Raw genomic sequence first — 26,511 nt, forward strand, 5'->3', positions numbered from 1 at the left:
GGAGGCCTTTTCCTCCCCCCCTTCGCCGCAGAAATCCAAACCACTCTAACGGAATGCACTTGACACCTCCAATCCTCACCTACAGCCCGAATAATTAACCTCTTTACTCCAAGCGATCCTCGATCTCGGATTATTAAGATCTTCTAATTCAGCATATCGAGCAGGCCCGATACCATCGAGATGTGGATCCTTATGCATTTTTCCTGCTATATCATCCGGCACGTCTACTTGCACCACTCTGAACGCACCTTCCCCATGCCCCATTGTATTACCCCACTTGACGGCATCCTGATAAGACTCAGCAAACCATTTCCCTTCCATATTGCCATTAATAGTCCACTTACCGGATTCCGCAAGCCCACTATACTCATCCAAACTCATGGACCGATACAGAACCATTAACCCGAGGGGATCAATCCATGCCAGCGGATTAGGTGCGTACTGATATAGATTTACGCCACCATTCAGACCAATGGGGTCTTGTGTAATAAATCGACCAATATCCGGATCGTAGAACCGGAACGTGTTGTAGTGCAACCCAGTTTCACGATCCAGATACTGACCTTGAGCGCGCAAGTTTTGGGGCCGCGGCACGCTTGCAGGTGCATGTGGAGTTAACTGAATCTCACCCCATTCCGGCACCGACCGCTCCGGCACCCGCGCAATCCACTCCTCCTGCACCGCATTGCCCCACACCTTGTAGCGAGCCTGCCAAACCAGCTCGCCATCCGCGTCAGTCAGTTCCTCCGGCAGCCCCGAAACGTCGTTGTGGAAGTAGTAGACGGCATCCCGTGCATCCGCATCATTAGCCGCCGCCTTGCCTTGATCAATCCGAGCCAGCGGCACATAGCTATTGGACTCGTACAAATAAGTCAGCGCTTCCTCACCGCGACGATCGTGATACGTCTCCTGCACCAACCGCATGCCGTCCCACAGGAAATCCGTACTCGCGTAACTGCCGTTGAGCTTCCGGATCCGCCGCCCGAACGCGTCGTATTCGAAGTGCGTCGTCCCGATGCCCAGCCGGTCCTTCGTCACGACCGACTTCAACTGGTTCCAATCGTCGTATTCAAGAATCAGCTCTTTGGCCGGCCCGTGCCCGCTCAGCTTGCGAACCAGCCGCCCATACGAGTCGTACTCGAAGCGCTTGTCCTCGAACATCTTGAGCCGGTTGTGCTCGACATAGCCGCCCGGATGATCGCTCGACACCAGGTTGGCCGCCGCATCCCAGCGAAACACTTCCGACGGTAATCCAGGCCCCACGGCCTGCTCGATACGCCCCGTCGGGTCATACCGATAGCTCGTGGTGCCGTAGCGCTGATCGCGCTTCTGAATCACGTCGCCCGCTGCATCGTATTGCCACTGCTTCGCAAGCAACTCGCCACCCACCGTACCTCGCTGCACAGTTTGTCGCGCACGGCGTCCCACCGCGTCATACCCGAAGTGGCTCGTAAGCTTGCCCTGCGTCCGAAGCACCTCGCGATGCAGATCGTCCCGTTCGATGTCCGCCACCGCAGCACCATCAAAACGAATCTGGTGCACATGCCCTGAACCGTAATGCAGCCAATCGATCGTGCACTCGCCGGAAATCGTCGTGCTGACGCGATTGCTAAGCTCGTCGTAAGTGTGCGCGAGCCAGCCAGTCGGCGTGTATTCCTCGACGACTTCACCGCGCGCGTCGTATTTCAAGCTGACCCGGTTCTTCAGCGACGGCCCGCGCGCAGCAAGCGCGTACAACTCCGCCGATGTGATTCGGCCTGCCTTGTCATACAGGTATTCGCAACGCTCGTGCGGAGCTTGCTTCGCCGTCAGTTGCCCGATCGCGTCGCGCTCGTATCGCGTCTCGATCTGTCCATCGCGGACAATCGTGCCCTGGCCGCACACGTCGTACTCATAGGTACGCTTGTGACCATCGAGCCCGATCTGCGCGGAAACCAGATCGCGGCGGTCATACTGAAAACGGTATGTCTCGCGATTTTCGTTCGTGAGGCTCGCAAGCCTGAAAGCATCGTCGTAACCGAACCGCACCACACGATCCGCCGCATCCGTGCGAGACAACAGCAGCCCACGCGGATCGAGTTCATACCGCGTCCGACGCTGATTCGCATCAACGACCTCGACGAGCCGCCCGGCCGCATCGTATCGAAACGTCTGACGCGCACCGTCAGCCGTCCCGATCCCGGTAACGCGCCCCATCGCATCCGTTTCATACACGGTGGCCTGCCCGGCCGCATCCGTCATCCGCGCGAGCGCACCGCGTGCGTCATACGCGAACCGCGTGACCTTGCCGGAGCAATCGGTATACGACGTCAACTGCGCCCGACCATTCCATTCGAGGAACTTGTACCCGCCACGCGCATCGCGAATCGTATGAACGAGCCCGCGATCGTCCCGGTAATACTCGGTCGTGAAACCCGCCGGGTCGCGCGTCATCGTCAGGTTGCCGCGATCGTCGTAGCGATAGATCCAGCGCGCATTGGCCGGATCGGTTTCAGCGACGGGCAAATCGTAGTGCCCGTTCCACTCGGTCCGCTCGACCTGCCCGAGCGCATCGATACGCTGCGTCTGCCGCCCGCGCTCGTCATATTCGAAGCGCGTCGTATTCCCGGCCGGATCGGTCGTACTGACCAATTGCCGCATCGCGTTCCACTCGAGCCGCCACACATGGCCTTCGGCGTCGGTATGGCTCGTCGGCTGCCGATCCTCGTTCCACGTCCATTGCGTGACGCGCCCGATCTGATCGGTGATCGTCACTGAACGCTGAACGAGATCCGCATCGAACGTGTACGCTTCGCCGTCGTCGGTCCAGTGGCGCACGACACGCGCGTCGCGGCCGACGCCCTGCCACGCATAAAAGCACGTCAAGCCGCCGCGCAACGTGTGCTGCACCATCAGTCCGCGCTCGTACGCGAACCGTCGCCCGACGTGGCCGCTGCGATCGGTCACGGCCACCAGCTCGTCGGCATCGTTGTACGTGTAACACACCAGCGTATCGGGATGTTCGCCGTCCACACCACGCGTCAGCTCGACCGCTGCGATGCGTCGGGGGTGCGACGAATCGTAGACAAGCGTCAACACACGACCGGCGCTATCACGCAGCAGCCCGGGCCGCACGACGTCATCGGCCGCTTCCTGCTCGACCTCGATCCAGTTGCCGTTGCGATCCTCGAGACGCCACAGCTTGAGCGTCTCGCTGTCCGCATCGCTGCGCGCACGGCCGAAATCGCGATACAGACCGTCGACCGTTTCGACCACATAGTGACCGCCGGCGGTACAGATCAGGTAGATGCCTTCAGGCACGCTGAAATGACTCTCGCCGGGCGGCACGGCCGGAAATTCGATATCGCGCCCCTGCTCATCCCAATACGTGATCGACGTGACCTCGCCGTGCTCGCGCGCAATCCGCAGCTCGACGCTGATCGGCACGCTCCAGCCGGTGCCGAACAGGCTGTCCGCACGATCGTCATGGCTGCTGTAAAAACGCCGCCACACGATCGGCAGCGGCCCGGGCAACGCGAAGTCGGTGTCGTCTGTGCCGTCGAGTACCTTGCCGCCGGTGATGACGTTGACCGGGTGGCCGGCCGACGGTCTCGCCAGACTGCCGAGCCACGTCCCGAACGCACTCGCCGCGAAATTCATCGCGATACACGGCACCTTGCTCTTCAGGAATTGCCCCCAGCTCATCTTGCCGCGGCCGCAAACCGCCAGCGCAATCCCCAGCGCGGCGCCGAGCCAGCCGAGCCGCGTCGCGGACTTGACGTCCCGCACGCGCTGCGTGCCGCCGCCGATGAAAACGTTATCGGAGCCTTCGGCGATCGTCCCGTCGCAAGTCGTCTTGTCGCCGACGCGCGCCGCCGGCTGATCGTTGATATAAACGCTCCCCGACCCATCGGCAATCATCTGCGGCCCGGGATGATCCGTGCACGCGACGGTGTCGAGATCCCCCGGCTGCGCGGCCCGCGCCGCCGGCTTGTCGTTGACGTAAACGTTGCCGGAGCCGCTCGCGATCTTGCCCTTGATCTCGGGCGGCGCGATCGAATCGGCCAGCGCCTTCGCGCCGTCGTCGATGGCTTCGTTCATGCCGCTCGCTTCCATCAGCGCGCCGGATCCCACCGCAACGCCCACGCCGATCGCAATCACGAGCGGCGTCGCCAACCCTGCGGTGCCGATTTCGAGCGCGGCGAGGCCGACGAACACCAGCCCCTCCATCGCCTCGGCCACCAACGCGCCGACGACGGCACCGCCGATCACCGACCCGACCGTGCCGGCAAGTTCGCCCCAGAACGACGTGTGCTGGATCGGGTCTTCGAAGCGGGCGGCGGCGAAGTGTTCCGCACTCACGACGCGTCACCCGGCCCGAGCAGGGTCGGCCGAGCCGCGCGCGGCTGGAAACTGGCGAGCATGCGGTCGGCGATCGCCTGCTGTTCGTCGGTCAGCGGCGCCGCGCTGGTCAGCGTCATCACGAGCACGCGGCCGGCGTCGTCCGACGGGAACATGGTCTGCATCTGATGCCAGAGCCGGCCGTCCCGTTCGTGCGTGGAATCGATCTGAATGCCCGCGCGCCCGCCGACCACGATCGGCCGGCGCGCCTTCTCGGTAAGCATCCTGGCATCGCGCGACGCCACTTCCCATTCGCGCGCAACGAACGCGTCGAGATTCTCTCCGTCGCGAAACCGCCCGCGGGCGATCACGAGGTTGAGGCCGCCGGGGCCGACGTTCATCATCAGGATGTTGACGGTGCGGTCGAGCGCCGCGTCAGGCAGTTCGAAGGTGCCTTCGTGGATTGCGTAGTGCATGGCTGGTGTTGTTCGAGTTATTTGTTGAGATCGATGCGCGTGCCGTTGACCATCACGCCGTCGTCGGTCATCAGGATCACGGAGCCCTTGTGCTCCAGGCGAATGCCTTCCGGCGCGAGCGAGATCGAGCTGTCCTGCACCTTCAGCAGGATGCCGCGCTCAGCCACGTGAACCTGCGTACCGCCGCCCCCGTCCTTCGCCGGCGTCGTCACCTCGACGGTGGTCGCCATGGTGCTGCGCTTCTCGGCGATCGTCTCGGTCAGGTTGCCCTGCGGAATCTGCTTTTCTTCGCTGCCGGTCGCCACCAGCACGGTACGCATCGGCCCCAGCACCTTGTGCGTCTCGTTGTTCTCGACGACGGTGTTCATGTCCTTCTGCGCATGCATGAAGAATTCCTGCATGCCGTTCGTGTCGGTCATGCGGATTTCGTTCGAGCCCTGCCCCTTGTGCGTCTGGCTCTTGATCCCCATCGTCTGGCCAGCCGCACCGTGATACGGGTTGCCTTGCTCGCCGTTGAACACGCGGCCGACGATCACCGGGTTATCCGGATCGCCCTGATTGAACGCCACCAGCACTTCCTGCTTGATCCGCGGAATCGCGGCCGCGCCCCAGCCGTCGCCCGCCCACGGCTGCGAAACGCGCACCCACATCGAGTCGGATCCATCCTTCTTGCCGCGCCGGTCCCACGGAAAGTGAACCTTCACCGCGCTTCCGTTGGTATAGATCTCCTCGCCCTTCGGACCAACGACGATCGCCGACTGCGTGCCATGAATCACCGGTTTCGGCGTGGCGCGCACCGCACGGTACGGAATCTTTTTCGGCAACAACGCGAAGCTGTTGCGATACGGCAGCTTCGCGCTGTGCTGCGTGTAATCGTTTACCGCCTCGTGACGCACGTGCAGGATCACGTATTCCTGGTTGTTCTCGAGGACGGGGTGATTCGCCACGGTCACGGCACCTGCCGTCGTCATGCGCCATGCGTAGCCGCCGCCGGTATAGCGATGCGCCTGCGCCTCTTCGGCCTCCATCGCAAAGCGCGCATAGCGGTTGCCGTCGTCGCCGTGGTCATACAGCGACTGGTGCTCGAACCGCTCGGTCGCGTCGAGCCGCGCATGCTTGAGGTTCTGCGGCTCGGCCTCCACCAGCATCAGCGGCGACGATGGATTCTGGTGATTGAAGTCGCGAAACGTGACCTTGCCGACACCAAAGCGACGGCCTTCGTGCAACTGATCGATACCGCCGTCTTCACTCGCCTCGGTCGCGGCGAACGGCACGGTTGCCAGCCTGTCGATCGGACGGAACAGCAGGTTCGTGTCACCGATCACGAGGAAGTGCTTGTCCTTCTCGTAGCGGTGCGTCCAGACCAGTCCCTCCTGCTCCATCAGCCGCGCGCAGAAGTTGTAGTAAGTCTCCTGGTACATCACGACATACTCGAGCGGCTTCTGGCTCGTCCGGATATCGAACACGAAATCGGAAAACCCGTGCTCCTGGAAAATTTCGGTGAGGATGTCCTGCGCGGTCTTGTTCTGGAAGATCCGGCAGTCGGTCGAGCGCGTCAGGAACCAGAACCACGGCACCGCGGTCAGGTGATACTGCGTGACGTTTCCGGGGTTACCGGCCCGGTCGAACGATGCAACGTAGCCGTCGAAGTAACGGTCGTTGTCGCCGGTACCCGTTGCAACGACGCGTTCGAGCGTCGACAAGCGCGCCTGCTGGTCGAACCGGATCTTGACCTGCTGGCCGATCAGGTCGTCGGGGCGCAGGTCGTGGCGATGCGACAGCAGATCGAGATGGATTTCCGGTAACCGGTTCACGTACTCGTCGACGACGGCCGCGCTGACCAGCAACACGTCCGGGCCGAGCGGCGTATCGAGCGTCACGTAGCGATTGAGCTGGGTCAGGCGCGCGGGGTTGGCGGCGCCGTTGATCGCTTCGGCAATCGCGCCGGGCGTCTTGTCCATCAGCGAGAAACCGGTTTGCGCGAGCTGCATCGCACGCTGGACGGTATCGACGTGTCCGGCCAGGCCGGCGAGCGGCCCGAGGCTTCCGGCAACGCTCGACGCGATCGGACCAGCGAGGCCGCCGAGCGCGCTCATGGAGCCGAGCGCACCGCCACCCAAACCGTTGGGAATACCCCCGTTCGGAGCGAAACTCATTCTTGTTCCTTGCTTATGTTCTCAGGTTCTATCGGCCGGTTCCCCGGTCCGAGGCCTCGATAATGTAGGTCAAAACCCGACCGCGTGAAAGACGCGCAGCAAACGTTTTCGTTCACGCCCCGATAATCGAAGAACTAGATCAAAGGCTGGATGCCGGGACAAGATTGCCCGCGCCGAAGCACTGCCCCGGTATGCGCGGAAAACAGCACGACCTGCACGAAACTGGTGACTGGCACGTACGGCGCGAAAAACCGATCCATCACGTGCGCGAACCCGCTCAAACTGAACCCGGCGAAGCGCTGCTCGTCCACGACCAGCCGGACTTCCAGCCCCTGTACGAAGGCCGACGCAGGCTTGCCAGGCAGCCAGCACCGCACGCGCGAGGTCGACAACGAGACGAGCGCATCGAAGCGCCGCCCGGCGTCGACGGAACCTTCCGCCCAGCGCGCGCAAAGCCGCGTGAGCTGGGTCAGGCCGCCTTTGTCCAACCGGATCGCCTGCGGCACGAGGAGCGACAGCAGATCCCACAGCTCCCCGTAGCGGAAAGCCGGCGCCCGGCTCCGGGTCGGCCGGTTCAGCAACATGACCGTTCCCACCGGGTCGCGTTCCGCCAGCGCCAGCTCGCGCGCCTGCATCCCGGACAGGTCGCCCTGCGTACACGAAAGCCGGATCGCCAGTTCGCGCTTGCCCGGATCGGCAGGTCGGCCGTCGCGGTCGGTCAGCCGGAGTTCAACGCCGCGGAGCGGTTCTGGCGTCTCGTCCGGAGCAGGGGCCGGTGTCGGCGCCTTGTCCGACTGCTTGGTGTCGGGATCGACAGGCTTCTGCTTCGGTGCCCGCCGGGCCTCGTCGCGCAATACCGTCCAGAACAACCCCGGACGGCTGTCCATGCCGTGCCGTAGCAAATGGAATGGCGCCAGGGTCGATGTCCCCGCGTCGGAAATCTGACGAACGGCGTCGATCGACCAGATGTCCGTCTGCGACGAACCGGCCTGTGCATGCGCCTTCACCGGGTAATACGCGCAACCGGCTCGCGTCTCGATCGGCGCGGCGGTGTCCGGGAACAGGTTGATCACCGGCGTACAAAACAAGCGCACGTGATCAGCCGTCGCGGCGGCCAGACGCTGAGCGCGATGCGAGTCCGGATGCACGCCGGCGATCGCGATATGCAACGCGACGCGACGACTGTCGCCGGCGGCCCGCTTGAGCGGTCGCATGTCGACGTCGACAAAGTCGAAACGCTCCGGAACGGCGCAGTACTCCATCAGCAGGTGAAACGGCCCGAGGGTGTCGTCGGGCGGCATGTCGAGCAGGGTGTCGGTCGGCTCGAGGCCGACGGCCGTGAATGCCACGCCCGGGAGACGCTTCCAGCGACCGGAATCACCTGCCTCGGCGAAACTTCGTACGGCAAGTAGCAGGGCGGCGTCCATGAGTGCCGCGACAACCTCACGCGCGCCGGTAAAGTGCAGACGCAACCTGTCCGGCACGATCGCAAACGTGGCTTCCGACGCTGTCAGCTCGAACGTGACGGTCAGCAGACCCGTCGTTTCGGCCGGCAGCGCCGCGTCTCGCGGCGCGATCGCCGACGTCGTGTAACGCACCGCCGCAACGGTCAGCGGCACAATCGTGACGTCATCTGCCATACGAAATACTTCCCGGCCAGCCGGTGCGATCAATCGATCACCGCGGGGGATGACGCGAGGGGTGGTCTGCTTCTCGGCCCGGTCGCCATGAAATTGCGCGATCGCGCAGGCGGGAAACGGACGCAGGAACGTGCCGTGCAGCGACTCGAGAAGGCCGCGCGTAACCGCGGGCACATCATCTTCGAGACGGATGTCGAGGGACGACGCCATCAACGCGAACGACTGCAACAGACGCTCGACATGCGGGTCATCCGAACGCCCGCCGTTTATCGCAAGGCGGGCGGCGATTTTGGGGAAACGCTGCGCGAACGTCTGCATCGACTGGCGCAGCAGCGCGATCTCGCGTTCGAAGTGCGGAAGCAGATCGTTGGGTTCGGGGGCCATGCACGTTCCGGTCGTCGCTGCGCTGGACGAATGACCATGCAGCGTTCAAAAAACTGGCGGAACGATTCTATTCAGGCAATTGAGAACCTCCGGTCGAATTTGCTGCGCAGCTTCCGATCACACGCGACGGTTTCACTGCGCCGATGCGCCCCGAACGCCGTAAACATCAAGGTCCGCTGTTCGTGAACAGACGCTCGGGTGTGTGCTTGCCAACGGTGGCAAACAGTCACAACAGACCGCCCCGAGACATTCCGGTATTCGTGTATTCACAAGCGGACCGAGCGGATTGCTCGAAGACGACTAACCACCGTAATCGCTGCATCCCAGTGCGTGACGCGCTCCCCTCACCGCGGCGAAACCACAATCGCCGCCCGCCGATTCTGCGCCCTCCCGGCCTCCGTCCGGTTATCCCCCACCGGATCGCTCTTCCCCTTCCCGACAACCGCAATCTTCTTCCCATCCAACCCCACATCCACAAGCTCAATCTCCACCACCTCCGCCCGCCGCCTGGACAACTCGAGATCATAGGAAGCCTCCCCCTCCTCATCCGAGTACCCATAAACCCGCACCCCATTGATTCCCGCCGACCTCAGCGTCTTTCCGATCCGCGTCACGATCCGCCTGATATCCGGCCTGAGGTTATACCGATCGAAGTCGAACAAAATCGGCCCGGTCGACCCGAACTCGAACCCCTGCTCGGTCTCATGAAACCCGGCTGACTTGAGCGCCGTCACTTGCGTCTGCGTGAGCCCCCGATGAAGCGGCGGCGTCTTGCACCCGCCAAGCAGCAGGCACAGCAGCACCGCGCTTGCGACGCACATCCGCCCAATGCTCACAGGAAACGAGTTTTTCATCATCGACCCCTTGTTATGCGCCCGCGTCGCGTGCGCCTTCTCAACCCGCAGCTGCGACCTCGCCCGCAGTGCGCAACGATAGACCTCAGACCGGCCTGGCAACGCCTTCGGCCAATTGCCACGATCCTGGCCGCGCGCGCTTGGCGCGGTACATCGCGGCATCCGCCGCCCGCAGCAAGCCGCTCGCGTCCGACGCGTGGTCGGGATAGAGCGCAACGCCGGCACTCAGCATGGTGGCCACCATGCGTCCGTCTGACAACTCGATCGACGGCACCATGCCGGACAAAATCTCGTCGGCGATCCGGCACACGCTGTCCGCTTCGCGCACCGGCGCCAGCATCACCGCAAATTCGTCGCCGCCCAGGCGAGCGACCAGATCGGACTCACGCACCTGCGTGCGCAGCCGCGCCGCGATGCCGACCAGCACCGCATCGCCGGCGTCGTGGCCGAGACAATCGTTGATTTCCTTGAAGCGGTCGCAGTCGAGATACAAGACCGCGACCCGCTGCCCCGTCACCACGGCGTCGCAGAGGGCAACCGAGAGGCGCGACTCGAACTGCACGCGGTTGGGCAGCCCCGTGAGCGCGTCGTGCGTCGCCTTGTGTTCGAGCGACGCGTTTTCGTCGCGCAGCGTGTTCTGCCATTCTTCGAATTCGTCGAGCAACGCATTGAAGTCGTCGCCGAGCTGGTTCAGTTCGGCGATCGCCGCCGGCTCGACCCGCCGCGCGAACGCTCGCTCGCGCCGCACGGCGTGCGCCACGCCGGCGAGCGCGCGCAGCGGCGCAACGATGTTGCGCAGCAGACGCTTCGAGCTGACATACGCGCCAAGCACGCTGACGGCCAGGCAGCCGAGAATGCCGCAGATGCCGCCCAGCAGGAACCCGAAGAACTGGTGTCCGCGGCCACGCACGATGACTTGACCGATGACGACACCGTCATGCATCACCGGGACGCTCACGGGCCCGGGCAGCGCGAGATTGGCGACGCCGCGCTCGAGCCCGGCGATGCGGCCGCTGGCGGGCAGCCTCCAGGTCGCGAACAACTGGCCCTTGCTGTCGGTGACCACCACCTGCGCGACGTCCTCGTCGTTGGCGATCAACCCGATCGCTTCGTTCGCCGCGACGCGGTCGCCGAACACGAGCGCCGCCTCGACCGTATAACCGAGCGAGCGGGCCAGCAGGTTCAGGTTGTTGCCGGCATACGCACGCAACGCGATCACGGCGACGACGATCAACGACACGGCGGCCATCGTCACCGCGACGAACGCCAGGCGCAGGTGCGCGCGGCGCAACACGCTCTGCAGCGTCGGGCGCGGCACACGCGAAGCGGAAATGGGGGGCACGGAACGTGTCATGGCGTCACCGGCCGCCGCGCAAGATTGAGCACATTGGGATGAACGCGCACGCCGCTGCGCGCAACGGCGTCGAGATTGATCTCGAACGTCACGCGTTCGCTTTCGACCGTGAGACAGAACATGCTGCCCGCGGTGCAGGACGGATCGTGTTCGGCGATGGTCAGCACCGGATGGCCGGCCAGCGCGGCTCTCACCCGCGTTCGCTCGCCGTTGGCGAGGGTGCCGAGATAGACGACGTCGCACGCGATGCCGAGCGCGAGATCGTCGAAGCGCACGCGCTGCACGTCGAGCACCGTCGAGCCGGCCTGCAATGTATCGGTCAGGCCGGCCGCGTAGTCGGGTCTGCCCGTCACGCACAGATGCAGGTGAACGGGCGTCGTCGGCCAGCGCGTGAAGCTGATGATGCCGAGCACGACCTGACGCACGGCGGAGTCGTGTGACGAAATGGCGGGATTATGGGGATCTGGGGGATTAGCGGGACTGGCGGGCGTTGCGGCGGCGGCGATTCGCACCGCGTCGACCGGCTCATCCGTATCTGCCGTAGACCCGGCGAGAACGGCAGGTGCAACGCTCAGAACGCAAACGATTGCGACGAGTGCGTGGCGCAGCGAGGCGACTCGGCCGGACCGGCCGGACGCCTTCCGCGCGGCGATTGCCGCCGCGCACACTGGCGTCGGTGCGGCCGCATGACTCGCAGCCGCCGCGCACACACTCGCATCCATGATGGAAACATCAGTTGCAGTTGTTCCCGGCGATACCTCCTACCCGCCATGCGCGTGCCGGCACCGAGTCACACGCACGATTGCTTCCATCTTAGGTAAAAATTCGCATCCCAAACCAGTGGGATACACCCGCTAATAACATCGGAAAATATGCTGAATCGTCGTCGCGCACGACGACGACGCGGGTGAAGAAGGTACCTGACGCCGCTCCAGTCGCGACGTCGGCGGATTGATCAGCGGATAGGACGACCGTGCGCGTCAAACGTCATACGTTCCTCAGCGGCGCACCGGACCGGCTTGCCCCACACACCGATGCGCGGCCAGTAAAAGTTGCTGCGCGATTCCGTCGCCAGACGGAACCGGCTCGTCACACGATGCTCGACACAGCGAACGCGCATCCGTCCAGGAAAGCGGCGCTTACTTCGACTTGCACGCTACGGTTCGGAACACGTATCCGTCACCGTCCTTCACGGCCTCCGACACACGGTCGTCGCCAATGCGCGCGAACAATCCAGTGCGGCTGTCTCCGCGACACGCGCCGGTTGCCGAATACGTCGTCCGCACCAGCACGTTCGAAAGCAGCGTCCGGGTTTCGAGACTGCCGACGAGATAGGTGGGCCCCATCAGCAACGGCACGGCCCAGAACACCAGACCAATCGGCGCGAGCATGGCAATCATCTGGCGGAGCCGCTCCCGGTCATCCACCTCCCACTTTTTCAGCCCGAGCCTGAGTCGTCTCCAGGTCACGGTCATTCGCTCGACACCCGCCCTGCTGAAGACCCGGACGTGATTCGCAGACAGCTGGATGAGCAGGCCAACCATCAGGAACACGAACTGAAATGCAAGGAACACAAGAAGCACGATCCCCGCCGCCTGAACCAGGCGCAGCGCGAAGAATGCAGAAGCTGACAGACCGGTGAAGCTGGAAAAATGATCGGCGGTTTCATGCGTCAACGTCAGAACCAGCTTCTCCGCGTCCGAGCGCGCGAGCCAAAGCGCGACCGACGCAACCGCCAGATAGGCGCCCTTGCCTAACGCCTTGCTCCACGACCAGCGCGCGATCAGTCGCAACACATGGTAAGTGTGCCGTGCCGCTGCGTAGGCAAGCAGAACAAAGACGGGTATCGCCAGGCGCCCGATCCACGTCACATTCAGCACGATCCACAGGATGCCGGAGAGCAACAACATCATCGCGACCAAACCGTAGGTCATGGTGACGTCAGGAGGAAGTTTCGCGATCGGGCGCAGCTTCCGCATGACTCTGACGGTGCGACGAATCAGCCATGTTCGAAACGGCCGCAACACGGTGATCCATTCACGGAAGATCGCGTACAGCATCGTTGCTGAAATCGCACCGGCAAGCAGTCTGCTCACGAGCTGATACTTGAGTAGCGGCAGCATGACGAACAGCCCGACCAAAAGCACTGCGCTGCGAACGATCGGCGATCGATGCCACGGAACTGCGGCGGGTTGTCGGCCCTTGGGAATATTGTTGTCGGACATTGCGCTCTCAGATGATCAGTCCAGTTGGCAAACGCGGCGGAATCGCCCCTTCCAGGTTCGTCAATCATTCCGGAAGAGAACAGCGCAATTCGCGCGACTGCTTCGTATCCGGCTTCGTATGGCCGGGGGCCTAGCGTACAACCTGAGCACCCGTCACGACAACCTCGCCCCTCGCGCAAGCGGGCCCGATTCGCGCATCGCCTCGTTCGCGAGTATCCTTGCTGATCATTCGCTTGCAATTCCGAGCACCGGCCCGAAGCGCTCGTCGCCGACGCCGAGTGGCGATCTTCAACCGTTCATTTCGTCTTCCCTCATGGACTTCGACGTCATCGTTCTGGGCGCAGGCATCGTCGGTGTTTCCGTGGCGCTGCACCTGCAGGATCGCGGCCGCAAGGTCGCCCTCGTCGATCGCGGTGCGCCCGGCGAAGGCACGAGCTTCGGCAACGCGGGGCTCATCGAGCGCTCGTCGGTCGAACCGTATCCGTTCCCGCGCAGTCCGTTCACGCTGATGCGTTATGCGCTGAACCGCTCGACCGATCTCTACTGGCACAGCACGTCACTGCCCGCGTTCGCGCCGTGGCTCGCGCGTTTCTGGTGGGAATCGGCACCGCTGCGTCACGCGGCAGCCTCGCGCGACATGCTGCCGCTGATCGAGCGCTGCATCGTCGAGCACGACGCGCTGATCGCGCGGGCCGGCGCAACCGAACTGATCCGCGCGAGCGGCTGGATGGAAGCGTTCCGCACGCCGGCCGCGTTCGACCGTGCGGTGGCCGACGCCGGGCTCACCGCGCGCCGCCACGGGCTCGGCATCACGCCGCTCGATGCCGCCACCCTGCGTGCGCAGGAACCGAGCCTCGCGGCAGGCTTCTGCGGCGCGCTGCACTGGCTCGACCCGAAAAGCGTCGTCGATCCGTCCGCGCTCGTCAAAACCTACGCGCAACTGTTCGTGCAAGGCGGCGGCACGCTGCTCAACGGCGATGCTGCGAGCCTCGACGCGCTATCGCCCGGCTGGCAGGTCACGACGGAGCACGGCAAGATCGCCGCGCCGGCCGTCGTCGTCGCGCTCGGCCCGTGGTCCGACACGGTGTTCGGCAAGTTCGGCTACAAGATTCCGCTGCGCGAGAAACGCGGCTATCACATGCACTACGCGCCGTCCGAACGCGGCGCGCCGTCGGCGCCGATCGTCGATCGCGAATACGGCTACGTGATCGCGCCGATGCGGCGCGGGCTGCGGCTCACCACCGGCGTCGAGATCGCACGGCGCGGCCTGCCGCCAACGGGCGTGCAGCTCGAACGCGCGGAACGCGTCGCGCGCCCGGTGTTCGGCTTCGGCGAGCGGCTCGACCCGCAGCCGTGGCTCGGCTTCCGGCCGTGCACGCCCGACATGCGGCCGGTGATCGGCCCCGCGCCCGCGCATCGCGGGCTGTGGTTCGCGTTCGGGCACAACCATCACGGGCTGACGCTCGGCCCCGTCTCGGGTCGCCTGCTGGCCGAGATGATGACGGGCGAAACGCCGTTCACCGATCCCGCACCCTACCGCGCCGACCGCTTCTGATTCTGAACGCCCGCGCTCAGTCGAGCGCGCGGCCGAAGATCCTGATCACTTCGTCGAGATGCTCGGCCATCGCACGGCGCGCGGCCTCCGGGTCGCGCGCGCGGATCGCGTCGAGGATCGCGCGGTGCTCCTGCTCCGACCGGTGCGGCATGTCGTCGGGCATGTACAGCGACTGCAGCCGCTGGAACATCAGGTCGTATTTGTGCGCGAGCAACTGCTTGATCATCAGCGCATACGCGGGGTTGTCGCTGGCCTCCGCGATACGGATATGGAACAGCCGGTCGCCCGGATGCGTGAGCGAGCCGCTACGGTTGTCTTCCTGGTTGCGCAGGAACGCGTCGTGGATCCCTTCGATCTGCGCGTCCGAGCCGTGTTTCGCGGCGAGCGACGCGGCTTCCGGCTCGATCAGCCGGCGCGCCTGCAACAAGGCGAACGGCGGGATTTCGGTATCGAGGTCGAGCGCGATGCCGAGCTCCGGATCGATCTCGACGACCGAGAACGGCGCGACCTTCGTGTCGATCTGCGGCGCCGGTACGGCAGCCGCTTCGGGCTGACGCACCTTCACGCCGTCGCCGACGCGCACGCTGACGCGCCCGCGCACTTCAAGCGCGATCAGCGCCTCGCGCACCGACGTGCGCGACACGCCGAACTGCTCGGCCAGTTCGCGCTCGGGCGGCAGATAGCTGCCCGGCGGAAAATCGCCGGACTCGATCATCGCACTGAGCTTGTCGGCGATCTGCTGGTAGAGGCGGCGGTTCTGAATCGGCTGGATGGACATACGGTGATACAGGTAAGCGGTTGCGTTGCGGACGGCCTGACGAATGAACCGACAGGCCGTACGCGCCTATTTTATATGCCGGGCTTCGGGTCGCCCGGCACCGCGTAGCAACGCGCGGCCGTGCCGCCCCACAATGCGTCGCGCTCGGCCGCCGACAACCGCGCTTCGGCCCAGCGCTCGACCAGCGATGCCACTTCGTCATACGACGCGGCGAGCAGGCACACGGGCCAGTCCGACCCGAACATCAGCCGCTGCGGCCCGAACGCGTCGAGCGCCGCATCGAGGCATTGCTCGATGTGCCGGATGTCCGGCGCGCGCAGGCCGCGCCGCCAGTCCGTCTCGGTCACGAGCCCCGACAGCTTGCACACGACATGCGGCAGCGCGCCCAGCTCGCGCAACCCGGCGCGCCAGCGCGCGAACGCCGTCGCGTCGCGGTCGAACTCGGCGAGCGCGGGCTTGCCGGCATGGTCGAGCACGAGCCAGTGCGCGTCGTGCCGCGCGCAGAACGTGCGCACGTCCCGCAACTGACGTTCGAACACGAGCACGTCGTACACGTAACCGTTCGCCTGCAGCCACGCGACGCCGCGATTGAAAGCGGGGTCGGCGACGAACGCGCCGGCGTCGGCTTCGTCCTGCACCTGGTGACGAAAGCCGCGCAGCTTCGGGCTGCGCCATTCGGCAATGCGATCCGCGAGTTCCGGCGCACCGAGATCCTCCCAGCCGACGACGGCCGCGATGTGCGCGTCGTCACGGGCGAGATCGAGCAGGAATGCCGTCTCGTCGCGCCCGCCGCGCGCCTGCACCGCGATCGACGCGCGCAGCGCCTGCGCATGCATCTGCGGCCACAGCGCATCGGGCAGGTAGTCGCGGGCGAGCACGCCCATGCCGGGGCCGATCCACGGATAGTCGGCCGCGCGATACCGCCAGAAGTGCTGATGAGAATCGATACGTACTGCGCCCATGGTGTCCTCGCGTGTCGCCGTCGCCCGCTGCGGCACGCTCAGTCGTACAGCGCCGCCGCGACCTTCGGATCGTCGATATTGGTCTTGTCGTACCAATAGAAACCGGTATCGATGACCTTCGGCAGCTTCTCGCCCTTGATCGCCTTCACGGCCGCCTCGACGGTCTTGTAGCCGATCCCGACCGGGTTCTGCGTGATCGCGCCGGCCATCAGCCCGCTGCGGATCGCGTCCTTCTGCTGCTTGCCCGAATCGTAGCCGACGATCACGACTTTGCGCTTCATTTCTCGCACGCCGTTGACCACGCCGATCGCCGAGCCTTCGTTGGTGCCGAACAAGCCCTTGAGTTTCGGATACGCCTGCAGGATCGACTTCGTCACCTCGGTCGACTTCAACTGGTCGCCTTCGCCGTACTGTACGGTCACGACCTGCACCTTCGGATGCGCCGATTTCATCCGTTCGAGAAAGCCGTCGCGGCGATCGATGCCGGTGCGGCTCGTCTGGTCGTGTGCGACCACGGCCACCTCGCCTTCGTCGCCGATCAGCGCGGCGAGCTTGTCGGCGGCGAGCGACGCGGCTGCCTTGTTGTTGGTCGCAGCGGTCGTCACCGGGATGTCGCCGTCGACGCCCGAGTCGAACGCGATCACCGGGATCTTCTCGGCCTGCGCCTTCTTCAGGAGCGGCAGCGCGGCCTTGCTGTCGAGCGCCGCGAAGCCGAGCGCGGCCGGCTTCTTCGCGATCGCGGCCGACAGCATGTCGATCTGCTTGTCGACCATCGCCTCGGTTTCGGGGCCTTCGAACGTCACCTTCACCTTGTAGTCCCTGGCGGCCTGCAGCGCGCCCGCTTTCACGGCCTGCCAGAACTGATGCTGGAAGCCCTTCGAGATCAGCGGGATGTAGGCTTCCTGCGCTTGCGCGCCGGCCGTGACGCCGACGGAGAACGTCAGCCCGACGATCGCGTTCAACACCTTGCTCCTGATCACTTCACGTCTCCTTGGTTGGTATCGACTGACATGCCGGCCCGGCCGGCGGTGAAGCGGACAAGCGGATGCATGGCACGTGCGTGCGTCAGCGGCGACGCCGGCGCAGGATGTCCACGTAGACGGCGAGGATGATGATCACGCCCGTCACGACCGTCTGCCATTCCTGCGCGACCGACATGATGCGCAGGCCGTTGGTCAGCACGCTCATGATGAACGCGCCGATGATGGTGCCGACGATGCTGCCCGCGCCGCCCGACAGCGACGTGCCGCCGATCACGACGGCGGCGATCGCATCGAGCTCGTAGCCCTGCCCGAGCGCCGGCTGCGCGGAATTCAGCCGCGATGCGATCAGGAGCCCGGCGATCCCGCACACTGCGCCGCTGAACGTGTAGACCGCGATCTTCCACGCGTCGACGTTCACGCCGGACAGCCGCAGCGCTTCCTCGTTGCTGCCGAGCGCGAACGTGTAGCGGCCGAAGATGGTCCGGTTCAGCACGATCGACGCGCCGAGCGCGACGACGAACAGGATCAGCACCGCGTTCGGGATCGGCAGCGCGGGAATCAGGTTGCCGATCAGCGAATCCTGCGCGATCGACGTGAAGCCCGGCGTGTCGTTGAAGTAGATCGGCCGCGTGCCCGAGATCACGAGCGACAGCCCCTTGAGCAGCATCATCATCCCGAGCGTCGCGATGAACGGCGGCACCTTCATCTTCGCGATCACGAAGCCCGACACGCTGCCCGACAGCGCGCCGAAGCACAACGCTGCGAGGATCCCGAGCGGCAGCGGCATGCCCCAGTTCGTCAGCACGACGCCCGCCATCACCGCGCAGAACGTCATCAGCGTGCCGACCGACAGGTCGATGCCGGACGTGATGATCACGTACGTGCAGGCGACGGCCAGCACACCGTTCACGGCGGTGGCCTGCAGGATCGTCACGAGGTTGTCGACGTCGAGGAAGTTCGGCGACGCGATGCTGAAGAACACGATCAGCAGCACGAGGCTCGCGAACGCGAGCAGCTTCTGCCGCGCGGCCGGGTTGAAGAAGCGTGACTTCAGGCTCGATGCGGCGGCCGGCGTGTCGCCGGAAGCGATGGGCGGGACGGGATGCGTATCGTTGGACATGATCGGTAGGCGCCAGAATCAGGACAATACGGTCGACTCGCGCTGCGTCGCGAGCTGCATGATCTTTTCCTGCGTGGCGTCGGCCGCGCGCAATTCGCCGGTCACGCGCCCTTCGCACATCACGAGGATCCGGTGGCTCATGCGCAGCACCTCGGGCAGTTCCGACGAGATCATCACGATCGCCTTGCCGTCGGCGGCGAGCGCGTCGAGCAGCTTGTAGATCTCGCTTTTCGCACCGACGTCGATGCCGCGGGTTGGTTCGTCGAAGAACAGGATGTCGCAGTCGCGCAGCAGCCACTTCGCGATGACGATCTTCTGCTGGTTGCCGCCCGACAGGAGCCGCGCGGGCTGCGCGACCGACGGCGTGCGGATCGCGAGCTGCCGCACGTACGACTGCGCGGTGGCGCGCATGTCGCGCGCATCGAGAAACACGCCGCGGCGCACGAAGCGGCCCATGCTCGACAACGCGATGTTGTTCTGCACGTCCATGCCGACCGCGAGCCCGAAGTGCTTGCGATCCTCGGAGAGATAGCCGATCCCGTGCGCGACCGCATCGGCCGGCGTGCGGATCGTCACGGTCTTGCCGTGCACGCGGATCTCGCCCGCGTCGACCGGATCCGCGCCGAACACCGCGCGCGCGACCTCGGTGCGGCCCGCGCCCATCAGCCCCGCGAAGCCGAGGATCTCGCCGCGCCGCAGCGTGAAACCGACGTCGCGGATCGCGCGGCCGCGCGACAGCCCGCGCACTTCGAGCGCGATATCGTTGCCCGACGTATCGGGCGGCGTGCGGAACGTCGTATCAAGCTGACGGCCGACCATCATCGCGATGATCGCGTCCATCGACGTGTCCGCCATCGGCACGGTCGCGACGTACTTGCCGTCGCGCATCACCGTCACGCGATCGGCAATCTGGCGCAGCTCGTCCATCTTGTGCGAGATGTAGACGACGCCGACGCCGTGCGCGCGCAGGTCGCCGATGATGCGGAACAGCTCGGCGATCTCCGCGTTGTTGAGCGCTGCGGTCGGCTCGTCCATGATCAGCACGCGCGAATCGAACGACAGCGCCTTCGCGATCTCGACCATCTGCTGCTTCGCGACCGTCAGCCGGCCGACCGGCGTACGCGGATCGAGATCGAGCCGCAGCCGCGCGAAGATCGCGGCCGCGTCGCGGTTGAGCTTGTCTTCGTCGACGAACACGCCGAAGCGGCCGCGCGGCTCGCGGCCGATGAAGATGTTCTGCGCGACGCTCAGGTGGTTCATCAGGTTCAGTTCCTGATGAATGATGCCGATCCCGAGCGCCTGCGCGGCGCGCGGATCGGCGATCTCCACCACGCGGCCGTCCATCCGGACCTCGCCGCCATCCTTCTGGTAGACGCCGGCGAAGATCTTCATCAACGTCGACTTGCCGGCGCCGTTCTCGCCCATCAGCGCATGCACTTCGCCGGCGCGCAGGTCGAACCGGCAATCGTCGAGCGCCTGCACGCCCGGAAAGCGCTTGCTGACGCCGCTCAACGCAATCAGCGGCGGCGCGGGGCTCAGGTTCGGGTCGGGTAGCATGGAGCGCTGCCCTCAGCCGATCGCGCGATCGAGATGCGTATAGCCGCCATCGACGAACAGCCACTGCCCCGTCGTGTGCGACGCGCGTTCCGACAGCAGGAATACCGCCGTATCGGCAATCTCGTCGGTGGTCGTGAAACGCTTGCCGAGCGGCACCCTGGCGGCGATGTCGGCGAGCTTCGCTTCGGGTTCGTCGAAACCGGCGAGCCAGTTCTGGTAGAGCGGCGTCATCACCTCGGCCGGAATCACCGCGTTCACGCGCACGCCGTCGTTTCGCAATGCGACGGCCCATTCGCGCGTCAGCGCGAGTTGCGCGCCCTTCGATGCGCAATAGCCGCTCGTGTTGCCCTGCCCGGTGACGGCCGTCTTCGACGACAGGTTGACGATCGCGCCGCGCGTCGCCTTCAGGTGCGGCACGCAGTAATGCGCCATCACGTAGTAATGGATCAGGTTGCGCTCGAGCGACGCGACGAACGCATCGCGCCCGGCGGCAAGCCCGATGCTGTCGTTGATGCCCGCGTTGTTGACGAGGCCGTCGATGCGGCCGAAACGTGCGATGGTCTGCGCGACCGCGTCGCGGCACTGCGCGTCGTCCTGCAGCTCGACGGACACGCACGCGGCGCGCGGCTGTTGCCGCGTGAGTTCGCGCCAGAATGCGTCGTCGGGCGCGTGGCGCGCGAACACCACCGGAATCGCGCCTTCGCCGGCGAGCCGCATCGAGATCGCGGCACCGATCCCCGACGCGCCGCCGGTCACGATCACGACCTTGTCTTGCAGATTCAAATCCACTTCGCGTCTCCGTCGTTGATGGTGTCGCCGTGCAGGCCGCGCGCGGCGCATCGTGCGTCGTCGTACGCCGTCGTACTCCGTCGGGCTGCGTGCTTCAACCCCGGAATCGATACTGCTCGAGCGATTCGGGCTTGATCTCGATCGAGAAGCCGGGCGCCGTCGGCGGCATGTACGCCGCGCCGCGCACGACGCACGGTTCGACGAAATGCTCGTGCAGGTGATCGACGTATTCGGTCACGCGCCCTTCCTTCGTGCCGGAAATACACACGTAGTCGATCATCGACAGATGCTGCACGTATTCGCACAACCCGACGCCGCCCGCATGCGGACACACCGGCAGCCCGTATTTCGCGGCCAGCAGCAGCACCGCGAGAATCTCGTTCACGCCGCCCAGCCGGCACGCGTCGATCTGCACGACGTCGATCGCGCCGCGCGCGATGAACTGCTTGAACAGCACGCGGTTCTGGCACATCTCGCCGGTCGCGACCTGCACGGGCGCGATCGCGTCGCGGATCTTGCGATGCCCTTCGACGTCGTCGGGGCTCGTCGGCTCCTCGATGAACCACGGTTTCGCGAACGCCAGCTCGCGCACCCAGTCGATCGCCTCGTCGACCTCCCACACCTGGTTCGCGTCGATCATCAGCTTGCGCTCGGGGCCGATCACCTCGCGCGCGATCGTCACGCGGCGGATGTCGTCCTCCAGGTTCGCGCCGACCTTCAGCTTCACGTAGTCGAAACCGGCGTCCACCGCCTCGCGGCACAGCCGGCGCAGCTTGTCGTCGCTGTAGCCGAGCCAGCCCGCCGACGTCGTGTAGCACGGGTAGCCGTCGCGCTCGAGCGCCGCGATCCGCGCCGCCTTGCCGGGCGCCTGCCGGCGCAGCAGGTCGAGCGCTTCGTCCTGCGTCAGGCAGTCGGTCAGGTAGCGGAAATCGATCGCGCGCACGATTTCCTCGGGGCTCAGGTCGGCCACGAGCCGCCACAGCGGCTTGCCCACCGCCTTCGCCCACAGGTCCCACACCGCGTTGACCACCGCCCCCGTCGCCAGGTGGATCGCGCCCTTGTCGGGGCCGATCCAGCGCAACTGGCTGTCCGACGTGACGTGCCGCCAGAAGCGGCCCATGTCCTCGCGAATCCAGTCGAGATCGAGGCCGACGACGAGGTGACGCATCGCGTCGATCGCCGCGCAGCAGATTTCATTGCCGCGCCCGATGGTGAACGTGAGCCCGTGGCCTTCGAGCCCGTCGCGGTCGGTTTCGAGCACGACGTACGCGGCCGAATAGTCGGGATCCGGATTCATCGCATCGGAGCCGTCGAGCTGGCGCGAGGTCGGGAAGCGCACGTCGAGGACGCGCATCGATCGAATGATAGCCATGGCAAACCGTCCGTTAAAGGGTGTCACGCCTGCACGGTGCGCTGACGCTGCTCGCCGAGCCCGTCGATGCCGAGCGTGATCACCTGCCCGGCGCGCAGATAAACGGGCGGCTTCTGCCCGAGGCCGACGCCGGGCGGCGTGCCGGTCGAGATCACGTCGCCCGGCTGCAGGCTCATGAAGCAGCTCAGGTAGCTGATCAGGTGCGGCACGCGGAACACCATCGTCGCGGTCGTGCCGTTCTGGTAGCGGTGGTCGTCGACGTCCAGCCACAGCCGCAGCGCGTGCGGATCGGGCACTTCGTCGGCCGTCACGAGCCACGGGCCGAGCGGCCCGAACGTGTCGTTGCCCTTGCCCTTGTCCCACGTGCCGCCGCGTTCGAGCTGGTATTCGCGCTCCGACACGTCGTTGACGACGCAGTAGCCGGCGACGTGCGACAGCGCGTCGGCTTCGTCGATATAGCGGCCGCCCCGGCCGATCACCACGCCGAGCTCGACTTCCCAGTCGGTTTTCTCCGAACCGCGCGGAATCTCGACGTCGTCGTTCGGCCCCGAGATCGCGCTCGTCCATTTGCCGAACACCACTGGCTCCTTCGGGACTTCCATGCCCGACTCGGCCGCGTGGTCGGAATAGTTGAGCCCGATGCAGATGAACTTGCCGACCTGGCCGACGCACGCGCCGAGGCGCGGCGTGCCGTCGACGAGCGGCAGCGACGACGGCTCGATGTCGCGCAGCCGCGCGAGCGATGCGGGCGTCAGCGCAGCGCCGGCGACGTCGTCGATCACGCCCGACAGGTCGCGGATCTTTCCCTGCGCATCGAGCAGGCCGGGTTTTTCATGGTGTTTTTCGCCAAATCTCAGCAGTTTCATGTCGTCCCAGCGGAAACGGAAAGTGAATGGGAAGGCGCGGTCGGCCAGACGCGGTCGGCCAGACGCGGTCAGTTCGACCAGCCGCCATCGATCAGGTGAATCGCGCCGGTGGTGAACGACGCTTCGTCCGACGCGAGGTACAGCGCGAGCGCAGCCACTTCGTCCGCCGTGCCGATGCGCCCCATCGGCTGGCGCGCGACGAACGCCTGGCGCACGGTGTCGGTCGACACCTGGCGCGTGCGCGCCTGCTCGGCGATCCGCTGCTCCAGCGACGGCGATTCGATCGTGCCCGGGCAGATCGCGTTGCAGCGGATGCGCTGCTCGACGAAATCGGCGGCGACCGCCTTGGTCAGGCCGATCACGGCCGCCTTCGTCGTGCCGTAGACGAAGCGGTTCGGCACACCCTTCACGCTCGACGCGGCCGACGCCATATTGATGATCGACGCGCCGCCCGCGTCCAGCATCGCCGGCAGCAGCGCGCGGATTAGCCGGTACATCGACGTGACGTTGAGGTTCAGCGAGAACGCCCACGCGTCGTCGTCGCACTCGAGGATCGAGCCGTGGTGCACGTAGCCGGCGCAGTTGAACAGCACATCGAATGCGCGCTCCTGCGCCGCGAGTGCCGCGACGTCGTGCGCATCGGTCACGTCGAGCCGGCGCGTGGCCAGCCGCCCGCCCGCGCGTTCGGCATCGGCCGCGAGCCGACCGAGCGCGGCTTCGTTGATGTCGGTCGCCAGCACGTCGGCGCCCTCGCTCGCGAACCGCAGCGCGGTCGCGCGGCCGATACCCTGCCCGGCCGCCGTCACCAGCGCGCGCTTGCCCTGCAATCTCATGAGCACCACTCCTGTCGAAGTCGGCCGAGCCGGCCGATTGGCACAAAGGACTAAAGGTCCAACCAATCATAGGAACAGAATCCGGATTTGTCACGATCGCGCGATTCAGTATTTTCCCGAGCGGGAGAATCGGGCGGAAAGGCGGTGCCGCGGGCTTCGATGACTGTCTATTTCAGGTTCCACCGATCGGCTGCCTGTCGCGCAAAGCCAATATCGGCGGGCGTTTGCGCCGGCCCCTGGCGCCTGAGCCCACGTGCCGGCGCGGCGAAACTGACAAAAAAGTCATGTTCACGTCAGGGTCTCAACGGGGGGCGCGCGCGATCATGACATTGCCGGACCGCGCTTTCCGGCACACCGCCCCGCCCGTCGCCGATCCCTGACGGGCCCCTCCGTCCCCCGCGGTGTGTCACGTGACTGAGCGAGCAGACACGGTGGCGCGGGCCGATTTTTCGCCCCGGACGTTCGCGTCCGGGGCACTTTTGTCGTTGGTTTCTTAAGGAAATGCGCGGCGATTGTTTCTAAATCGGCAAAAGGTAATTTGAGCCAGACAGGATGTTTTTTCCGGTCACAGACGCTTACATTTAGCGCACCACTCATGGAAACCGCTACGGATTCGTCCTTGGGTAGTGACATCCACTGCCATGGCCGAAACCGCACGAGCTTTAGGAAACGGCAAAATGAAGGCCTCCAAATCCCTGCCTGCGCTCGATCCCGCCGACGTCCACGTCGAAATTCTCGAACGTTCCGATACGCTGCTCGTCGTCCGCTGGGTCGAACCCGGCCGCTGTCATTACGGCGAGCAGCGCTGGCGGCGCCGCTTCGCGCAGCGCACCGGCACCTGCGCGCTGTCGCGCCAGGTCATCCAGCGCGGCGACGAAGTGTTCCGCCCGGCCGAACGCCCGGCGCCCGCGAATGCGGCCGCGATGATCTCCGCCGCCGAAGTGCTCGGCCTGGCCGGCGGCCGATAACGCCCGCCCGCCGCGTGCCGGGGCCGGCTGCGTGAGGTTGCGCGCGCCCGCCCTAGAACCGTCGGTCTAATTCCCCTGCTTGTCTGTCCCGCCTGCGCGGACTATCGTTACACCACTCAATGTAACGATTACGCGTCGTGGCGCACCGGCCACACCGCTGGAGGCAGACATGCATGCATGGAGCGCGCGCCACGTCCCGGCGCAAGGCGGCAAGGTCGCGGTCGTGACCGGCGCCAACAGCGGCCTCGGCTGGCAGATCGCGGAAACGCTGGCCGCCAAGGGCGCGACCGTCGTGATGGGTTGCCGCGATGCCGCGCGCGGTGCGCAGGCGGCCGCTGCGATCCGCCGGTTCCATCCCGCCGCACGGGTCGAAGTCGATCCGCTCGACCTCGCCGATCTCGCCTCGATCCAGCGCTTCGCCGCCGACGTCTCCGAGCGCCACGGCCGCGTCGACATCCTCTGCAACAACGCCGGCGTGATGTTCCTGCCGCTGCGCCATACGCGCGACGGCTTCGAGATGCAATTCGGCACCAACCACCTCGGCCATTTCGCGCTGACCGGCCAGCTGCTGCCCGCACTGCGCGCCGCGCGGCGGGCGCGGGTCGTGACGATGTCGAGCGGCTTCAACCGAGGCGGCCGGATCCGCGTCGACGACCTGCGCGCGGAGCACCGCTACAACCGTTATCTCGCCTACTGCGACAGCAAGCTCGCGAACCTCGTGTTCGCGCTCGAACTGCAGCGCCGCTTCCAGCGCGCGGCGTTCGCGGGAATCAGCGTCGCCGCGCATCCGGGCTACGCGGCGACCAACCTGCAGTTCGCGGGCCCCGCGATGGACAGCTCGCCCACGCGCGCCATGATGATGCGAGCCGCGAACCGTTATCTCGCGCAACCGGCCGACCAGGGCGCGCTACCGGCGATCCATGCGGCGACTTCGCCCGACCTCGCCGGCGGTTCGTACATCGGGCCGTCCGGCTGGTTCGAGTCGCGCGGGCTGCCGGCCCCCGCGAGCGTGCCGCGCTCGGCGCGCGACGTGGCCGTGGCGACGCTGCTGTGGGAGGCCTCCGAAGCGGCGACGGGCGTGCATTTCCTCAGCACCGGCGTGCCCGCCGGCCGGCTGCCGGCCAACCCGTTCGACACGGCGGCCGAGCTGCGCTGAACAGCGCGCCACCGCCCCGCCATTCATCATACTTATTACACTTGCGGAAACGAAAGGGCACTGAAAGCCTGATTCGACGCACCACTGTTACCGCGCAGGAAACAATCTATCGTCAAATTCAGCGTTTACCCTGAACCGTCCGGTGACTAAGATTTAGTCAATC

The 26,511-nt window shown here is 65.6% G+C and carries 20 protein-coding genes; 3 read left to right on the forward strand and 17 right to left on the reverse strand.

Going from position 1 to position 26,511, the window contains the following annotated elements:
- Window positions 1–75 precede the first annotated feature (75 nt).
- The 8 genes from PI86_RS14510 to PI86_RS14545 form a co-directional block, all read right to left on the reverse strand.
- Window positions 76–4,209, reverse strand: a complete 4,134-nt coding sequence (locus PI86_RS14510) for an RHS repeat-associated core domain-containing protein (RefSeq protein WP_442854578.1) — start codon at window positions 4,207–4,209, stop codon at window positions 76–78.
- 128 nt (window positions 4,210–4,337) lie between these two features.
- Window positions 4,338–4,796 carry a DcrB-related protein gene (locus tag PI86_RS14515; protein WP_039323783.1) on the reverse strand — a complete coding sequence of 153 codons (459 nt, stop codon included), beginning with the start codon at window positions 4,794–4,796 and terminating at the stop codon, window positions 4,338–4,340.
- A gap of 17 nt (window positions 4,797–4,813) precedes the next feature.
- Window positions 4,814–6,952, reverse strand: coding sequence for a type VI secretion system Vgr family protein (locus tag PI86_RS14520; RefSeq protein WP_039323784.1), 2,139 nt, complete (start codon window positions 6,950–6,952; stop codon window positions 4,814–4,816).
- Window positions 6,953–7,086: 134 nt separating this feature from the next.
- Window positions 7,087–8,976: a type VI secretion system baseplate subunit TssF gene (tssF, locus tag PI86_RS14525; RefSeq protein ID WP_039323785.1), complete on the reverse strand. Its 1,890-nt coding sequence runs from the start codon at window positions 8,974–8,976 to the stop codon at window positions 7,087–7,089.
- Window positions 8,977–9,320: 344 nt separating this feature from the next.
- Window positions 9,321–9,830 carry an OmpA family protein gene (locus PI86_RS14530; protein WP_039323857.1) on the reverse strand — a complete coding sequence of 170 codons (510 nt, stop codon included), beginning with the start codon at window positions 9,828–9,830 and terminating at the stop codon, window positions 9,321–9,323.
- An 85-nt stretch (window positions 9,831–9,915) separates the two neighbouring features.
- Window positions 9,916–11,184: a diguanylate cyclase domain-containing protein gene (locus tag PI86_RS14535; RefSeq protein WP_039323786.1), complete on the reverse strand. Its 1,269-nt coding sequence runs from the start codon at window positions 11,182–11,184 to the stop codon at window positions 9,916–9,918.
- A complete protein-coding gene (locus PI86_RS14540) occupies window positions 11,181–11,906 on the reverse strand; it encodes a YfiR family protein (protein ID WP_039323789.1) in 726 nt (241 codons plus the stop codon). Before PI86_RS14540 ends, PI86_RS14535 begins: the two co-directional genes overlap by 4 nt.
- 417 nt (window positions 11,907–12,323) lie before the next feature.
- Entirely contained in the window at window positions 12,324–13,409 is a 1,086-nt protein-coding gene (locus tag PI86_RS14545; protein ID WP_152608120.1) for a hypothetical protein, read from the reverse strand.
- Between the two features lie 313 nt (window positions 13,410–13,722).
- On the opposite strand from PI86_RS14545, the gene PI86_RS14550 reads away from it, so the two are divergent.
- Entirely contained in the window at window positions 13,723–14,964 is a 1,242-nt protein-coding gene (locus PI86_RS14550) for an NAD(P)/FAD-dependent oxidoreductase (RefSeq protein WP_039323793.1), read from the forward strand.
- A 16-nt stretch (window positions 14,965–14,980) separates the two neighbouring features.
- Here PI86_RS14550 and PI86_RS14555 read toward each other — a convergent pair whose 3' ends face one another.
- The 9 genes from PI86_RS14555 to PI86_RS14595 all read right to left on the reverse strand — a co-directional run bounded on the left by PI86_RS14555 (window position 14,981) and on the right by PI86_RS14595 (window position 24,224).
- Complete coding sequence (locus tag PI86_RS14555) at window positions 14,981–15,742, reverse strand: FadR/GntR family transcriptional regulator (RefSeq protein WP_039323795.1); 762 nt, start codon at window positions 15,740–15,742, stop codon at window positions 14,981–14,983.
- A 71-nt stretch (window positions 15,743–15,813) separates the two neighbouring features.
- Window positions 15,814–16,704, reverse strand: a complete 891-nt coding sequence (locus PI86_RS14560; RefSeq protein WP_039323802.1) for an amidohydrolase family protein — start codon at window positions 16,702–16,704, stop codon at window positions 15,814–15,816.
- Window positions 16,705–16,742: 38 nt separating this feature from the next.
- Window positions 16,743–17,684, reverse strand: a complete 942-nt coding sequence (locus PI86_RS14565; protein ID WP_039323804.1) for an ABC transporter substrate-binding protein — start codon at window positions 17,682–17,684, stop codon at window positions 16,743–16,745.
- A gap of 85 nt (window positions 17,685–17,769) precedes the next feature.
- The gene (locus tag PI86_RS14570; RefSeq protein ID WP_039323806.1) at window positions 17,770–18,807 is read right to left on the reverse strand and encodes an ABC transporter permease; all 1,038 of its coding nucleotides are present in this window, start codon (window positions 18,805–18,807) and stop codon (window positions 17,770–17,772) included.
- 18 nt (window positions 18,808–18,825) lie between these two features.
- Entirely contained in the window at window positions 18,826–20,364 is a 1,539-nt protein-coding gene (locus PI86_RS14575; RefSeq protein ID WP_039323809.1) for a sugar ABC transporter ATP-binding protein, read from the reverse strand.
- 12 nt (window positions 20,365–20,376) lie between these two features.
- On the reverse strand, window positions 20,377–21,153 hold the full coding sequence (locus PI86_RS14580; RefSeq protein WP_039323812.1) for an SDR family oxidoreductase: 777 nt from the start codon (window positions 21,151–21,153) through the stop codon (window positions 20,377–20,379).
- A gap of 94 nt (window positions 21,154–21,247) precedes the next feature.
- Complete coding sequence (locus PI86_RS14585) at window positions 21,248–22,525, reverse strand: L-fuconate dehydratase (protein ID WP_039323815.1); 1,278 nt, start codon at window positions 22,523–22,525, stop codon at window positions 21,248–21,250.
- A 23-nt stretch (window positions 22,526–22,548) separates the two neighbouring features.
- Window positions 22,549–23,391 carry an ureidoglycolate lyase gene (locus tag PI86_RS14590; RefSeq protein WP_039323818.1) on the reverse strand — a complete coding sequence of 281 codons (843 nt, stop codon included), beginning with the start codon at window positions 23,389–23,391 and terminating at the stop codon, window positions 22,549–22,551.
- A gap of 68 nt (window positions 23,392–23,459) precedes the next feature.
- Complete coding sequence (locus tag PI86_RS14595; RefSeq protein ID WP_039323821.1) at window positions 23,460–24,224, reverse strand: SDR family oxidoreductase; 765 nt, start codon at window positions 24,222–24,224, stop codon at window positions 23,460–23,462.
- Window positions 24,225–24,901: 677 nt separating this feature from the next.
- Here PI86_RS14595 and PI86_RS14600 point away from each other — a divergent pair.
- Entirely contained in the window at window positions 24,902–25,192 is a 291-nt protein-coding gene (locus tag PI86_RS14600) for a DUF3331 domain-containing protein (RefSeq protein WP_014898573.1), read from the forward strand.
- Window positions 25,193–25,361: 169 nt separating this feature from the next.
- Window positions 25,362–26,348, forward strand: coding sequence for an oxidoreductase (locus PI86_RS14605; RefSeq protein WP_039323825.1), 987 nt, complete (start codon window positions 25,362–25,364; stop codon window positions 26,346–26,348).
- The last annotated feature ends 163 nt before the right edge of the window (window positions 26,349–26,511 follow it).

It is taken from the genome of Burkholderia sp. A9 (assembly GCF_000801975.1).